The organism is Aeromonas sp. ANP5 (assembly GCF_963870295.1).
Classification (GTDB): domain Bacteria; phylum Pseudomonadota; class Gammaproteobacteria; order Enterobacterales; family Aeromonadaceae; genus Aeromonas; species Aeromonas veronii.
In genome coordinates this window covers 1-16475 of record NZ_CAWMRY010000059.1, presented here as the reverse complement: position 1 = coordinate 16475, position 16475 = coordinate 1, and the positions used below count along the sequence as shown (strand labels likewise).

General features: G+C 56.2%; 9 protein-coding genes and 1 pseudogene. 5 read left to right on the top strand and 5 right to left on the bottom strand.

The genetic code is table 11. The annotated features are described in order from the left end of the window. From AACT07_RS21490 to AACT07_RS21480, 3 genes are all read left to right on the top strand, one after another. The coding region (locus AACT07_RS21490) for an AHH domain-containing protein (protein WP_171903440.1) at positions 1-503 on the top strand (503 nt) is incomplete at its 5' end. 16 nt (positions 504-519) lie between these two features. Further along, positions 520-1056, top strand: a complete 537-nt coding sequence (locus AACT07_RS21485) for an imm11 family protein (protein WP_069529974.1) — start codon at positions 520-522, stop codon at positions 1054-1056. A 107-nt stretch (positions 1057-1163) separates the two neighbouring features. After that, complete coding sequence (locus AACT07_RS21480; protein ID WP_253182288.1) at positions 1164-2126, top strand: RHS repeat domain-containing protein; 963 nt, start codon at positions 1164-1166, stop codon at positions 2124-2126. Between the two features lie 3 nt (positions 2127-2129). Here the strand turns inward: AACT07_RS21480 and AACT07_RS21475 are convergent. Then, positions 2130-2927: pseudogene (locus AACT07_RS21475) on the bottom strand (IS5 family transposase); the annotation flags it as partial. A 116-nt stretch (positions 2928-3043) separates the two neighbouring features. On the opposite strand from AACT07_RS21475, the gene AACT07_RS21470 reads away from it, so the two are divergent. Beyond that, positions 3044-3403, top strand: a complete 360-nt coding sequence (locus AACT07_RS21470) for a hypothetical protein (RefSeq protein WP_139123918.1) — start codon at positions 3044-3046, stop codon at positions 3401-3403. 19 nt (positions 3404-3422) lie between these two features. Continuing rightward, on the top strand, positions 3423-3902 hold the full coding sequence (locus AACT07_RS21465) for an Imm26 family immunity protein (RefSeq protein ID WP_069529972.1): 480 nt from the start codon (positions 3423-3425) through the stop codon (positions 3900-3902). Positions 3903-4326: 424 nt separating this feature from the next. Here the strand turns inward: AACT07_RS21465 and AACT07_RS21460 are convergent, their stop codons facing one another. The 4 genes from AACT07_RS21460 to AACT07_RS21445 form a co-directional block, all read right to left on the bottom strand. Next, on the bottom strand, positions 4327-5679 hold the full coding sequence (locus tag AACT07_RS21460; RefSeq protein WP_069529971.1) for a tyrosine-type recombinase/integrase: 1353 nt from the start codon (positions 5677-5679) through the stop codon (positions 4327-4329). A 371-nt stretch (positions 5680-6050) separates the two neighbouring features. Next, a complete protein-coding gene (fdhF, locus tag AACT07_RS21455; RefSeq protein WP_069529970.1) occupies positions 6051-10241 on the bottom strand; it encodes a formate dehydrogenase subunit alpha in 4191 nt (1396 codons plus the stop codon). A gap of 527 nt (positions 10242-10768) precedes the next feature. Continuing rightward, positions 10769-11980, bottom strand: a complete 1212-nt coding sequence (locus AACT07_RS21450; RefSeq protein ID WP_069529969.1) for an EAL domain-containing response regulator — start codon at positions 11978-11980, stop codon at positions 10769-10771. Then, positions 11973-16217, bottom strand: coding sequence for an ATP-binding protein (locus tag AACT07_RS21445; protein WP_069529967.1), 4245 nt, complete (start codon positions 16215-16217; stop codon positions 11973-11975). Before AACT07_RS21445 ends, AACT07_RS21450 begins: the two co-directional genes overlap by 8 nt. Between the last annotated feature and the right edge of the window lie 258 nt (positions 16218-16475).

The following is a 16475-nucleotide window of genomic DNA, read 5'->3' as shown; positions in this document are numbered from 1 at the left end:
GACACCGTTACTTTGACCCGGAGTCGGGGCAATATATCTCGCCAGATCCGATAGGTTTTTCGGGAGGGCTTAGGCCACAGGGATATGTGCATAACCCGCTGGAGTGGGTAGATCCACTGGGGTTGGTTTTAGGAAAAGGAAGGCCAGCCTCTGGTTGGAGTTACACAAATATGCCAACCATTAATGGATACCAAAATCACCATGTAATACCTCGTTCCATGGGGAATCACCCGGCCTTGAAAGCTGCGGGATTTGATATCGATGCACCTAAGAACTTGATTTACTTACCCAAGGACAGAAGTGTACATGATGTTCGCAGTATTCATAATGGTTGGAATAAATCCCACTCTGAATACAATATAAGCATGAGGGAGCAGCTGGATGAGATATACTCCGTTGGAAAAGAGGAAGGGTGGACACAGAAACAGTACTCTGAAGCTATTGATGACTTGAGGAGGGATACAAGGCAGGGACTCAGAAGAGGTAAGGTATGTTGTGGATAAATGAGAAGGGGGGGGTATGTTTTATAAAATGAATAGTTTTTACCATAGGGATATATGCTTTGAGTTTTCTGAAAAAAATGAAATCTCCTATTATGAGGTCTTAAGTGGAAAGAGTGCCGGTTGTTCTTTGTTTTTTTATGAAGTAGATGTGATAGATGATAAAATGCATTGCTATGATATCCTTCCCACACTAGGGCCTTTACTGGTGAGTCAACGTTTTGTTGATGCACTATCTGGGCTAAAAGGCGTGAATGTTGAGTTCATTCCTACAATAATATCCGACTCCAATGGGGCTTTTAATAATAGGTTTTATGCTTTTTTTGTTTTGGATAAATATGAGTGCGTTGATATGGAGCGATCCGATATTTCATATAAAAAATTCGGTCCAAAAACATTCATGGTAATAGATCGCTTGGTTATAAATAAGGAAAGGGTAAGTGGCGCAAAAATTTTTTCCCTCAAAGAAAAGAATGGTTATATCATCATTAATGATGACGTGAGCGAGGCACTTATAGGTCTAAATGGTATTGATTTAATACCCGTCTGTGATTAACGGCAAAGTGTACAGATCTAGTTATCGCCTTACACCGGTATATTGCCGGTGTTTTTTTACCGTCACTGAGCTAACAGAGCAGGAAGATCAATGTTAACGGTTAGGTGGTGGCCGAGCGTAGCAAGCGTGGCCACGAGCGTCAGGCCCGGCTGTTTGGCTATGACAGCGAACTGAACCTCTGCGAGCTCTCCCATATTCTGCCCAGCGATGGGCAACCGCTATCAAGCCAGCAGGCTCAGACCGAGCCCCTGCGCCGTTATGACGCTGCGGGCCGGGTCAGCCAGATAGGGCCCAATCAATACCGCTACGACAAGTGCGGGCGGCTCTGTGAGAAGGTGGTATCACGCCCCGGTTTCCGGCCCCAGACCACTCAATTTGAGTGGGATGGCTTTGACCGCCTGCAACGGGTCATCTTGCCCGATGGTAGCCGCTGGCGTTACCGCTACGACCCCTTTGGTCGGCGTATCGGCAAGGAGCGGGAGGGTCAGGTGAGCCAACTCACCGCGATAACCCGCGTCCACTATCGCTGGGACGGTGATCAGCTGGTGCAGCAACAAAGCTACCGGGCCGATGGCAACGCCGCCCGTCAGGTGCAGTGGGTCTATGAGCCGGGCAGCTTCAGGCCGCTGGCCCAGTGGGAAGCTGGTGAACAGGGCGAGCGTCTGCACTATATCGTGACGGACGTGGCGGGTACCGCCCGCGAGCTGTGCAGCGAAGCTGGTGACATCCTCTGGCGCGGTGAACAACGGCTGTGGGGCAACTATCGCGCAGATGCCATCCCTCAACCGCTCAGGCGCTTCCTTGGGGATGCGGCCAACGAAGAGACCTACTGTGAGTTGCGCTATCAGGGTCAGCTCTATGACCAGGAGACGGGGCTTTACTACAACCGGCACCGTTACTTTGACCCTGAGTTGGGGCAATATATCTCGCCAGACCCGATAGGTTTTGCAGGAGGGCTGAGGCCACAGGGGTATGTGCATAATCCGTTAGAGTGGGTGGATCCGTTAGGATTAACGCGGCGTTGTTTCCCAAATCAACCATCAAGCAGCAACTGCCCCAGCCCCTGGTGACCGCTACACTCGGGGCTTTCTGACAGGTAGACCAAGGGTATTCAGCTTGTTTATGGCGCTAACATACGCCATGACTTCTCCCACTTGGCCGTTGTAGTTACGCAGACTGATTTTCCCCGCCAGCAATTGCTTGAGCCGATACATCGCCGTCTCTGCCAGCGAGCGACGGTGATACCCCGATATCTTCTTCCAGTGCGCCAGCCCTTTCTTGCGCATCACTAGCACGGCCTCATTTCTTGGATGCCCCTTTTTCCATAACCCCGCGCTCTTACGAGGCGGGATACAGGCTGTCGCCCCTTTGCGCGAGATAAGCTGATGGCTGGCTTTGCTGTCATAGGCACCATCCGCATAAACATGTCCCAGCTTACGCCGCAGAGGGTTGAGCAAGGTGGGCAACACCTCGGCATCATGGACATTTTCCAGTGAGACTTCCGCCGCCACGATATCGTGGGTCACCGGGTCTACCGCCAGATGCAACTTGCGCCACACTCGCCGCTTCTCCGAACCGTGTTTTCTGACCTTCCACTCGCCTTCCCCAAACACCTTGAGCCCGGTTGAGTCGATAACCAAGTCGGTAATACGTTCCTTTGGGGGCTGTCGATAAGCCACAGTCACCGAGCGTGCTCGCTTGCTGACGCAGCTATAGTCCGGTGCGCACAACGGTACATTCATCAACTCGAACAGGGAGTCTAGTAGTCCCTGAGTGGCCCGCAGAGTGAGGTTGAAAATCCCCTTGAGCATCAGGAAGGTACAGATGGTCTGGTCGGTGTAAAGCTGGCTGCGACCTCGGCGCCCATGATGCAAACTTGAAGAGGATGGTGGTGATCAGATCTCCGAGTCCTCAGTAAGTTCCCTTCAAACTGCATCGATTTAGGCAACAACGCCGATTAACGCCATTAAACCAAGGTGGTTTCTCCGTGTATGGCTTATATGACCAAGGGGCAGACAAACCATACTATATTGGCATTTCAAATGATGCGTCAAGGCGCTTGGAAGAACATACCAAAACCGGCCGGTTTGATGAATTCACTGGACGACAAGAAATACTAAAAGATAATGTTACGTTTGCAGAGGCTAGAGGGCATGAGCAAGCATACATAGAACATTATGGTACTAAGACAGGTAATATTGGTGAGGAGATAAGCTCTACCAATAGGGGAAATAAATATAACTCATTCGATAAGTCTAGGACTGATGATAGAGGTAAGGCATTCAATGCTGAGTATGAAAAGGCTAAGCTTGATATTAATAAGCCAAAGAAAAATGGATGCGACTAACAAATAATAAGAGGGTGTAATGAAAGCTGGTAATGTATACTCAATTCCGTTGTTTTTGACGGATGTTAGTGGGCTGAAAAGTTTTTCTCGCTATGATTTCACTAAGGAGGGAATGACATTCTGTTTTGCTAGAATTATTGAGGATAGAGGGGGGAGCGGCCTTATCATCGAAGTGTTTAATATTCAAGGTGGCATAGAAACGTCCATTTCTGAAATCGTTAATTCTTCTCGCCTTTTCAATCCCGTTGCCGTCGCTGGCGAAGCTATTAAAAAGAAAAGGTGGAGGTTGGTTGGCTCAACTGATTACGAAAAGGAAAGAGATTCACATTATAGTGGAATCACTTTTCTTATTGGTCCTCGAGATAATCGCTCGATTTGGAAAGGAGGGGTAGAGATACCTATGGATGACTCCAATTGCCATGATTATGAAGAGTATATTATTTGGCCGGCAGTGCAAATTGAACGAAGGATAGTTCACGAACTTGAAAAAAATCGGTAAAAAATAACTATATAGCCATGTATTTACACCGGCATTATGCCGGTTTTTTAATGGGTAATTAAATTATAGTCATGAGGAGGTAATACAGATGAAGGTCGTGGTAAATACTCCAATAACATATCGGACATTTAAGCCAGTTGAGAGACTTGCACCCGTCATTCCGCACCTAATTTTGCATTTTAAATGGTGATGATGTTCGCACCTTCCCTAGTTCCATAGGCTGAAAGCGGGATAGGGCTATAAAGCTGAGTATGCCAAGTGGCAGAAGGTCTATCAGGATCACCTGCAGCAGACCACCTGACAGGTAATGCGCCGCATCAGCTTTATGTCAATCAGGTGGCTGCGTAGCATATCAGGCTAAATGGGCTCATAGAAGGAAGCGGCCATCGGCCGCTTCCTTCTTGGGTCTGAACGAGCTGAAAACTCAGCGTTTACCGAATGTCCCTTGGATTACGTTCCCCATAACATCAGGTGATTTTTCTACTTCATGTTGGGCTATTTGATGTTTCACAATATCCCCCCACCGAAGAAATAAACTCCTCAGTTTTTCAGGGTTACGTAAAGCGCCCGCCTGATAAGTTCGCAGGAGTTTGTCACTGATCTGGTGGTTCAGCATATGCTCTATCTCTAGAGGTCCTGCACCAAGTTCAATACCACAGCAGTTTGCAACACTGCGCCGCAGGTCGTGTACGCTAAAAGGCTCAAGTTCAGCCAGCTTACGCTTCTGTAGCCGGTCAAGGGCGCGCATAAGTGCGTCACCAGTGATGGCATGACCCAGCTTCGTCGTCGATTCGAACACATATGGACTGGTAGAGGAGGTTATCATTCGCTGCTCTGAAATGATTTCCTGAGCCAAAGGCGACAAGGTCACCACGTGCGAACGCCCATTTTTGGTTTCCGGAATCGTCCAGCGATCACCATCCAAGTGTGCCCACTGCATCGATGTCACTTCACCTCGACGAACCGCGCTCAATATGACGATTTTAATTGCATTGGCGACACTTCCAGAAAGAACAGAAGTCGTAGCAATGCCACGGCCACCAGCTGTTAACGCTCCGCCACCTTCAACGCCCTCTTCTAATGCATGCCACAAGGCTCGTAATTCAGAGATTGGTAGCCAACGCTCTCGAGGTGGATTGGGGGTCGCATTGTAAACTTTGGGTTTGAGTGCCAACGTGGGGCTCATCTCGATAAGCTGTCGTCGCATAGCCTCCTCCATCACCTGGTTCATTATCCCCATTGCTTTGCGAAGCCCTTCCAGAGAGACCTTCTGTAGCTTCTGATAGTGTTGGTGGAGGACGGCCATGGTGATATCGCAAACTCGATATTTACCAAGGACCTTTTGCAAGTGTGCTTGGTAGATTCGACGATAATCAGTGACGGTTCGAAGGCTAATCTCTGATCGAACGCCATCACGGCGTTTTACGCTGGCTTTGTGGCTAAGCCATTGCTCAAACAGTTCATCAAGCACGAGCATCTGTTCGTTCTTTTGTTTAGCTTCTGCAACAACCTGACGGGGATCGATGCCCTGTTTGACTTGTCCCACCGCAACACAATGTCGTTCACGAGCTTGAGCAAGTCCCATCGCAGGGTATAGTCCAAGTACCATGGTTTGTTGCTTGCCAAGTAGCCTAAATCTATACACGAAGCGTTTTTGCTTACCGGCCCGAACCTCGAGTGATAACCCGTTACCATGTTTAGAGCTGATAGAAAATCGGGTTGCGGTTGCACCTTCTTTAAGCTCTGCTGCCGCGACTTGTCGATCTTGAGAAATCATCCTAAAACCTCGTAGTGGGGTACCACATGGGGTACCACATTTGGCATCGTATAGGGTTGTATGTCGTTGGACAAGAGTGAATTCGAAGAATGCTTAAGCCATTGAATTTAAAGTGAATGAATTTATTTGTTGGATTTGTCAAGACAGGATTAAACGTGAGTTTATTGACTTCGTAATGCGAAGGTCAGGAGTTCGATTCCCCTTATCGGCACCATATAAAACAAAGGGTTAGCTTCTCGGTGAAGCTAACCCTTTGTGCTTTCTGGCTGGTGACTCTTCTCATCCCCCTCTTTTGCTATCGCAACCCCAAAGGGGAAGGGGCAGCGGTCCAACCCTCCCGGCAGGCGGCTACGCAGGTTTTGCTATTCCTCTCAGGCAACCTCGATGTCTGGCTTGGCTGGCTCCTTCTGCATGGAGAGCTCTCCAGTTTGCGACGGGGATTCCAGCTTGTCGATGCGCACCGCAGCTACCTTGAACTCGGGGATTTTGGCGTGGGGGTCGGTGGCATTGATGGTGAGCCGGTTGGCCGGGGCTTCGGCGAAGTGGAACGGGATAAAGACTACACCCGGTTGCATCCGTTTGGTCACGAAGGCGGGCAGTTCGATATGGCCGCGGCGGCTGGTGACCTTCACCCGCTCACTGTTGCTGATGCCCAACCGCTGCGCATCCACCACGCTCATCATCACCCGCGGGCCAGCCAGCTTGTCGAGCCCCTTGGTCTTGCGGGTCATGGTGCCGGTGTGGAACTGCTCCAGCAGGCGGCCGGTAGTGAGCACGATGGGATAGGTCTCGTCGGGCAGTTCGGCGGCATAGCGGAACGGGGTCGCGACCATCTCCCCCTTGCCACGGGTGAACTGCTTGCCGTGGAGCAGGCGAGTGCCTTCGGGCGCCGCATCGTTGCAGGGCCACTGTAGCCCTTGTGCTCCCACCTTGTCCCACTGGATGCCGGCGTATTGCGGGGTGACTTGGCAGATCTCGGCGGTGATCTCCTGCGCATTCTGATAGCGCCAGTCGCCGCCCATGGCGTTGGCGATCTGCTGGATGATCCACCAGTCCTCCCGCGCCTCGCCCGGCGCCTTGAGGGCGGGGGTGATGCGCTGTACCCGCCGCTCGGTGTTGGTGAAGTGGCCGCTCTTCTCGGCAAAGGAGCAGGAGGGGAGAACCACATCGGCCAGCTGGGCAGTTTCGGAGAGGAAGATATCCTGCACCACCAGAAACTCCAGCTGCTTGAGCCCCTCGATGACGTGATGCTGATCCGGATCGCTCAGCACCGGGTTCTCCCCCATTACATAGAGCCCCTTGATGCTGCCCGCACAGGTGGCATCGATGGTCTCGGTAAGAGTGAGGCCGGGCGTGCGCGGCAACTCTGGCTGCTGCCAGGTGGTGGCGAAGCGGGCATGCACCTCTGGGTCGGCCACCTTCTGATAGCCGGGCAGGCAGTTGGGCAGCGCCCCCATGTCACAGGCACCCTGCACGTTGGATTGGCCCCGCAGCGGGTTGATGCCACCCCCTTCGATGCCGATGTTGCCGCACAGCAGTTGCAGGTTGGCGATGGCCCGCACGTTGTCGTGGCCGGTGGTGTGCTGGGTGATCCCCATGGAGTAGTAGATGGCGGTGCGCTCGGCGGTGCCGATGAGGCGGGCGAGCTCGATCACCTGCTCGGCCGGTACGCCGGTGACGAGGGCTACCTTGTCTGGTGCATAAGCGGGGGAGAGCACCTCCGCTTGCAGCGCCTCGAACCCTTCTACTCGTGCGGCGATATAGGCCTTGTCGTGCCAGCCGTGCTGGATGATCTGCTGCATCAGGCCGTTGAGCAGCATCACATCGGTGCCGGGGCGGTGGGCCAGATAGAGGCTGGCATGGTCCGCCATCTCGATCCGCTTGGGATCGGCCACTACCAGCCGCGCCTTGCCCGTGGTGACGGCCCGCTTGATATGGGAGCCGATGATGGGGTGGGCCGCCGAGGTATCGGAGCCGATGATGAAGATGAGATCCGAGTGATCAATGCTCGGGATGTCGTTGGTCATGGCGCCGCTGCCGAGTGACGCCTCCAGCCCTGTGACGGTTGAGGCGTGGCAGAGCCGCGCGCAGTGATCCACGTTGTTGGTGCCCAGCTCCCGGCGCATGAACTTCTGGAACAGGTAGTTCTCTTCGTTGGTGGTTTTGGCCGACGAGAAACCCGCCAGTGCATCGCTGCCATAGCGCTGGCGCAGGGCGGTGAAGCGCTCGGCGACCAAGGCGATGGCCTCCTGCCAGCTGGCGGGCACCAGCTTGCCATCTTTGCGGACAAGCGGCGTGGTGAGGCGCTCCTCGCTCTGAATAAAGTCAAAGCCGAAGCGCCCCTTGACGCAGAGCAGCCCCTGATTGACCGGCGAGTTGCGATTCCCCTCCACATAGCGGATGCGGTTGTTCGCCTCATCGACGTAGAGGGTGACACCGCAGCCGACCCCGCAGTAGGTGCAAATGGTATTGACCGGCGTGAGCAGCTCGGTGCGCCCCTGCGACTTGTCGCGGGCATCCACCAGGGCGCCGGTGGGGCAGACCTGTACACAGGCGCCGCACTGCACGCAGTGGGAGTCGCCCATCGAGAGTCCCGTGTCGAACTGCGGGCGGTTCGAGAGGGTGCCATCGCTGTTCTTGGCAAAGCGCAGCACCCCTTGTACCGCCTGTTCGCCACAGGTCTGCACGCACTGACCGCAGCCGATGCAGCGGTTGGCATCGAACACGATAAATTCGCTGCTGTTATCCACTGCAAACTTCTGGCACTGGCTGGTGTCGAGAGCACTCTGCTCGACCTTGTATTCGGTGGCGTAGTCGCGCAGTGCACACTTGGTGTTGGCCTGACAGCCACACTCTAGGCAGCGGCTGGCTTCGTTGCGGGCATCGCTGTCATTTAAGCCACGCTCTACCTCGGCAAAGCTCCCTTCGCGCTCCTTATCTGCCAGATGGGGCATGATGGTGCGGGCGATTTCTTTCAGGTGAGCAAACTGGGCGGGATCGACCTGCTTGAGTGTGGGTGCCTTGCAGGCGTTGAAGGGCCGCACCGGATCGATCATGTCACCGTGAAGGAACTGGTCGATGGCCAGCGCGGCCTTGCGACCATCGGCGACCGCTTCGATGGCGGTGGCGGGCCCGCGGCGCAGATCGCCTATGGCGAACAGGTTGCCGTGGCCGCTGTGCATGGTCTCGGGGTGGGACTCTAAAGTCTGCCAGCGGGTGAAGGGGAGGCTGAGGGGCTCCCCTTCCATAAAGCTGAGATCCGGCTGCTGCGACACTGCCGCAATCACGGTATCAAACTCTTCAAGGAAGAACTCGCCGGTGGGCTCCGGGCGGCGGCGACCGGAGGCGTCTGGCTCGCCGAGAGCCATCTTCTCGAGGCGTACCTGACAGACGCGACCAGCCTCATCGGCCAGATTCTCTACCGGATTGGTGAGCATCAAAAAGCGCACCCCTTCCTGCTCCGCTTCGTCGATTTCGTAGGCTTCGGCGGGCATCTCGGCGCGGGTGCGGCGATAGATAAGGGTGGTTTCAGCGCCCAGCCTGACCGCCGTGCGGGCGCAGTCGATCGCGGTATTACCACCCCCGATCACCGCAACCCTCTTGCCGGTGGTGAGCCGCTTGGCCAGCATCCGATCCTTGAGGTAATCGACCCCGAGATAACAACCGGCCAGGGTGCTGCCCGGGTAATCCATCGGCACCGCCTTGGAAGCGCCAACCGCCAGACAGACCGCATCATAGTCGCGGCACAGCGCCGAGAGGGTGAGCTGGTGGCCCAGTCGCTGCTTGGTGTGGATCCGCATGCCGCTTTGGCACATCAGGGCGATCTCCTGATCGAGGATCGCCTTGGGCAGCCGGTATTCGGGGATGCCGTAGCGCAGCCAGCCACCCGCTTCGGGCATCGCCTCGAACAGATCGACCTCGAACCCCTCGTAACCCAGATAGTAACCGCAGGTGAGGCCACCCGGGCCGCTGCCAATAATGGCCACCCGCTTGCCCTTGGCGGGCTTCTTTGCCGGTTGATAGGGGGCAATCTCGGCCAGATCGAGATCGGCGGCGTGGCGTTTGAGCTGACGAATGGCGAGCGGTTCATCCACCAGCGCGCGGCGGCACTGTGCCTCACAAAAGGCGGGGCAGACCCGGCCGATGGAGAGGGGCATCGGCAGGGTCTGCTTGATGACGGCCATCGCCGCTTCGTGATCCCCCATGGCGATATGGTGCAGATAGGATTGAATGTCCACCCCGGCCGGACAGGCGCGCTGGCAGGGGGCTTCGCAATCGGCGTAGTGATCTGCGAGGATGCGGCCGAGCGCCTGCTGGCGGTGGGCGCGTAGGGCATCGCTTTGGCTGGTGATCACCATCCCTGCCTCGGGGCGCGTCTCGCAGGCGCGGCGGATGCCGAGACCGGTAATTTCAACCACGCAGAGGTCGCAGGGGGTCTTGGGGCCGCTGGTGTTGTCACCGCACAGGGAGGGGATATCAGTCTGGTGCTGTTTGGCTATCTGGAGCAGGGTTTTGGTCGGGTCAACCGTCAACTGAGCCCCATCGAGGGTGATGGTGATCATGGCGTCATAAACTCGCTTTCAAGGCGCAGAAAATGCTGCATCTGGCGGAGCCAGCAGGGGAAGCGACAGGGAGGCCGCTTGCTATACGCTCACCATAACAAAGATTATTTACAACTTTATTTGATTTTAGACAGCTTATTGTTCAAAAGAGAAAACGATTTCAGATTGTCTTGTCTACCTCATCGGCACGGCGCATCGTTGAGAATTATTCCTGTTAAAGCAGGAGATTCATTGTCTTATTGTCAGTTTATGCGTCTGGTAGAAGAGAGGCTGCTCTCGCTCGTGGTAGACGTTATCCGCCAGTAGCACCATTTGTGATGCAACTTATTTTGCATAAATGGTGACTCTGATGAAGGCATGCAGAGCAAAGGGGGTAGGTGGCACTCGGCTGGATAGGCGGTTGCTGGAGAGGGGGCGGGCATGCGTGAGTGGTGAGCCCGACACAAAGAAAATGGCCACCTTTTCCAAGGCGGCCATTCACGTTACCGGTCGGTGCGCTGTTGGCCCAAAGGGTTGGTCGCAGGAGATCATCCGGATATCAGGGTCGGCAGTCGGGCTTGCCAGATCTGGTGCCAGTGCTGCAGTTCGCTGCGTGGCATAGGGCGGGCGGTAAAGAAGCCCTGGCAGATATCGCACCCCAGCTTGGCCAGCAGTTGCCAGGTCTGCACATCTTCCACCCCTTCGGCGACTGATTTCAGCCCCAGCTTGCGTGCCAGCTCGATGCTCGATTCGATGATGGCCAGACGGGAGGGGTCGGCATAGCAGCGATCGACAAAAGATCGATCAAGTTTGAGCTCGGTAAACGGCAGCAGCGCCAGCTGCTGCATCGAGGAGTAGCCGGTACCGAAGTCATCGATGGAGAGGCCAAAGCCGTGCATCCGCAGTCGTGTCAGCACCTCCAGTGCCTTGCCGATATCCTCGACAAACGAGCTTTCGGTCACCTCCAGGATGATCAGCTCGGGATTGACGCCCCAGCGCTGGCACTGGTTGATCAGGAAGTGGCAGAGATCTCCCTCGATCAGCGAGGTGGTTGAGAGATTCATCGACAGATTGAGGGAGAGACCGGTCTGGCCCCACAGATGGCAATCCTGCAGCGACTTGTTGATGATGACATCGGTCAGCTGATCGATAAGGCCGTTATTTTCCGCCAGCGGGATAAACATGCCGGGGGAGATCAGCCCATATTCCGGATGCTGCCAGCGGGCCAGCGCCTCCATCCCCACCCACTGGCCGGACGCAAAGCCGACCTTGGGTTGATACCAGGGCAACAGCTGGTCGTTGTCGAGGGCGCGTTTGAGCTCGTCCACCGAGAGGGTGAGACCATCCTCTTTGCCGGACGGGGCCGACTTGGGTGCCCAGGAGTCGATCAACTGGCGCAGCCGCTGCGGGCTGGAGGGTTTCTCGATGCGACCCAGCACATGGAGACCATAGGCCGCGCTCATGCGCAGCACGGCCTCCACCACGTCATCTTCCAGCGCGCTGGAGAGGATGATGCCGCCCCGAAAGCCACCCAGCGAGAGGCGGCGCAGCAGCGCCATGCCATCCATGCCGGGCATCCGCAGATCGCAGAACAGGATGTCGACAGTGTGGCTCTGGCACAGCGCCAGGGCTTCGATGCCGTCTGCGGCCTCCAGTAGTTGCTGATAACCGAGCGCCCGGATCTGGTGCATCAGGGTCTTGCGTTGAAACCCGTGATCCTCGACTACCATGATGACCAACTCGTCTGCCGTTCTACTCATCGAGCCACAATCCCATTTCACGTTCAATATTGTTCATCTGTTCTTCCACTCTCTGTGTCAGCAGCGCGAGCTCGCTCAACTGTTTGAGGCGGGCCGCCGATTCCAGTTGCGCCGCCTGCTCGGCCAGGGAGAGCTCCCCGACCATTCTGGCTGCCCCTTTGATGCGGTGGGCGATCTCCACCAGCTCCTGGCTATCATCGGAGGAGAGCGCGCTCATCATAGCGTGGCAATCTTTCCGGTTGGAGGCCAGATACTCCCTTGCCATGCTTTTGGCAATCTCTTCATCGCCAAACAGATCTTGCCAGCGACCGATCATGTCGAGATTGATGGCCTGTCGAGCGGGCACTCTCTCTGTGATCGTAGTCGCGGGCAACCACCGCAGCAGCATCTGGCGCAGTGACTCCAGCGAATAGGGTTTGCACAGCATGCCGTTCATGCCGGCTGCTGTCATATTGGCTGCCGCCTCCTCCGAGGTATCGGCGGTAACGCCGATGATGGGGGCCTGCTCCCCTTGTTCCCGCAGGTGGCGGGTCAGGGTGTAGCCATCCATGTGCGGCATGTGGCAGTCGGTGATCAGCAGGGCGAAATCCCGGGTTTTCCAGGCGTGCAACGCCTTCTCGCCATCTTCCACTACCTCGCACTCCACCCCCAGAATCGCCAGCTGACGGGTCAGCAGGGCGCGATTGACCAGATGGTCATCGGCGACCAGTACTCGCCCGCCCAGTTTTTCGATGCTGGCGGCATGGGTGGTCACGGCTCGCCCGGTGATCAGCTCGCGGCAGCTTTCGAGCAACAGATCCGGATAGAGGGGGGATTGGCCGAGGCGCCACCAGTTCTCCGAGCCCATGCGTCCTCGCAACGCTTCGCGGGGGGAGAGGATGACCCCCTTGAGGGTGCCGGACTGCAGCAAGGTGTGCCAATCGCTCCCCATGTTGGACTCCAGCGAGGCCTCTTCCGCCAACAGCAGGCCGTCGAGATCGGCGGTGAGCTGGTGGATATCGAGGGGGCTCAACCGGGCGCCGAGCCGTGCCATGGTGGCCTGCAAGGCGGCATCGCTACCCAGCCACCACCATTCGCTGCCCGCCAGTGCGGGTGGTTCCCACAGGCCATTGAGCAGCGGGATGCTGAAGCGGAAACAGGCCCCTTCACCGAGCTGGCTCTTGACCGTCAGGGTGCCGCCCATCTTCTTCACCAGCTGATCACAGATGGCCAGGCCCAGACCGGTGCCACCAAAGCGGCGATTGATATCGGATTCCACCTGCTCGAACGGGGTAAAGAGCAGCGCTTGCTTCTCTTCGGCGATGCCGATGCCGGTATCCGTCACCGCGATAACCAGCTGCTGGTCGTGACAGCTGACCTGGATCGAAATGGTGCCCTGCTCGGTGAACTTCACCGCATTATTGAGCAGATTGGAAACCACCTGGCCCACTCTGACCGGATCGATATCGGCCAGGTCGGGGAGTTGATCCTCCCACTGGAGCGTGACCTTCAGCCCCTTGCTGTAGGCCAGTGCGGCATGGCCGCGGATCACGTCGCACACCACAGGTTGCAGACGGCAGGATTGGCGATTGAGGTGCAGCTGACCCGCCTCGATTTTGGAAAAGTCGAGGATATCGTTGACCAGATAGAGCAGGTGGTTGGCCGAGCTCTCCACATTGCGCAGCAGATAGCGCTGGTCATCATTGAGCTCACTCATGCGCAGCAGCTCCAGCATGCCGTGCATGCCCGAGATGGGGGTTCTCAGCTCATGGCTCATGGTGGCCAGAAAAAGGCTGCGAGCCTGCATCGCCTGCTCGGCCGCGGCGCGCGCCTCACGCAGCTCATGCTCCTGTTGCTTGATGGCGGTGATGTCCTGCACCACGCCGTTGAGCAGGCGATCATGGCCCTGTTGCGCCACAAAGTTGCCGCGGATCTGGATATAGCGCTCCCCCTGAACAGAGGGCACCAGCACCTCCATATCGAGCGGCTCAAGGGTTTGCGCATGTTTGGCCACCTTATCGATAAAGGTTGCCAACGCCTCGTCGTTCAAGCCGAGGATCACGCCGCCAGACTCGGCTGCCATCAACTCTTGGTGGGTCATCCCGAGAATGTCGCTGGCGCCTTGGGACAGATAGAGGAATTTCCCCTTGCCGGCCCCTTGCCAGAGATATTGATAAACCAGACCCGGCATGCTGTCGGTGATATCCCGCAGCCTGCCCTCCACTTCCCGCACCTTGTTTTCGGCGGCCTTGAGGGCACTGACATCGGTCAATACCGTCAGCACCCCCTGAATCGCGCCGTCTGCTGCGCGATAGGGCAACTTGACGTAGACCACGTGAAGGGGAACATCCCCCTCGCGCTGGGTATAACCCGATCCTTGGAAGATCTCGCCGGTTTCCCAGACCGCACGCTCCTCGCGCAGCATCTGTTGCTGCTCGTCCTCGGTCATATAGCCCCAGCGATCACCTTCTTCCCCATCACCGACAAACAGCTCGCGGTATGCCCGGTTGCTGAGGGTCAGGCGATGATCGCGATCCCGCAGCGCCACCATATTGGGCAGGGAGTCGAGCAGGGTCTGGACGAACACTAACTGTTCATTGAGCGTCTTTTCGGCCCGTTGTCGCTGCACGATCTCCCGTTTCAGGGTACGGTTCCAGGCCCAGAACAGGGTAAACAGCAGGGTGGCAGCGGCGCCGCTCATTACGAACCAGAACAGCACTGTTTCGTTATTGATGCCGGTCTGTACGCTCATGGAGAGCCAGCGTCTCTCCACTTTATTGAGCTCCTCTGGCGGTATCGAATAGAGCACCTTGGTGAGGATCCTCTGCAGCATGGGATCTTTGCGCGTGGCCATGGCGACCGGCAGGCGCAAGTCTTTGCCGGCATAGACCACCTGATAGCGTTCGCTCACCCGCTTGTTGATGGATGGCAGGGTGACCATCACGTAGTCGGCATCGCCCGTGTCCAGCAGCTCCAGCAAGCGGTTGTCATTGTTGACCTCTACCGGATGGGCGCCGATGTGGGTCAGTAGATCTTTATCAAGCGAGCCATGCACCATGCCGACCCGTTTCCCTCGCAGCAGTGAGAGATCGGTGATATCAGCACTGCGTTTGGGGGCAATAACGACCCGATCGACAAACAGATAGCCGGGGGTGAACAGCGCAAACTGGCCGCGGTCGTGGTTGGGGGAGATGGCCGGAATAAAATCGATCTGCCGCAACTTCAGCAGGTTCTGAGTTTCCCCCCAGCTATTGGTGCGAACCAGAGAGAACTTCAGCCCGGAGACTTGCTGCATCAGCGCCATCAGGTCCGCCACATAACCGACCAGCCTGCCCCGGTAATTGAACTCGCTCATGGAGGTCCAGTCCGGGGAGACGCCGTAAGTCAGCTCAGGATGCTGGTTGAGCCACTCCTGCTCCTCAGGGGTAAACGGGACAGACTTAACCGCTCCTGAGTCCGCATGTTGGCGAGTCGTGGTGGCGGCCAGCATATGCCGACGATCTTCAACCGGTATCTCGTTGAATGCCTTGCTCACCAGGCTGACCAGTGCCGGGGCGCTCTTGTGCATATTGATGGAGAGAGACGTGCCGCTTACCCATTCCGGGGTGGCAATGGTGAAACCAGCCTTGGGGTGCTGATCTTTTACCATCACCAGTGACGGCATGTCAGCAAGATAGGCGTCAGCCATGCGCTTTTTGAGCATAAAGGCTGCTTCGCTGCGACTCTCTGCCTCGGTCACACGGGGAAATCCCAGTTTTTTCAATTCACTGCAAGCATTGACTCCCGTGACACATACCCAATGCAAACCATGGGCATCCTGTCGTGACAACTTCGTTTTGCCATTGTTGAGCAGCACGCCGCGCGGCATGGAGAGCAAAAACGGGAGGGAGACAATATTGGATCGCCATTGTTCGCTTGGCTGGTCGTTCACCAGCATGTCGATTGCGCCGTGGTCAAGCCCGGTCAGCGCATCCACGTAGGAGGGGTAAACCTTGAAGCGCAGGGTCAACCCGAGCGTTCTGGCAATCTGCTGCGCAATATCGGGGACTGGGCCGGTAAAACGTTGATCTGCATCCTTATAGCTGTATGGAGGGTCACCCATCATCGGCATGCCGATGACCAACTCCTGGTGTGATGACAGCCAGGCGCGTTCAGACAGATCAAACTCATCTTCATTCAGACTGGTAATGGCGTGCGCCGCCACGCCCCAGAGCAGTAGCAGGAGAAACAGGAATAGACGATCACATTGGCGGAGCATCAGAAGGAATCCAACAGAATTGGGCGCATATTGTAAGTGCATTAAAATGCAGCGGCCAACTTCAATTTACTCAATATTGGGCCACGACATGCCACTGTGCGGCTGTGAGTCCGGCTAGTACCGGGATGGCAACCTGATGATAAAGCCTGCGCGGTGATGCGCCTGATTTTTTTTGCCAAAGGCCAGTTCAAGGGGGATATTGGAAAAAAATCCAACCAGTTTGATATCGGTAAACAACATGGACATGGACATGGATGT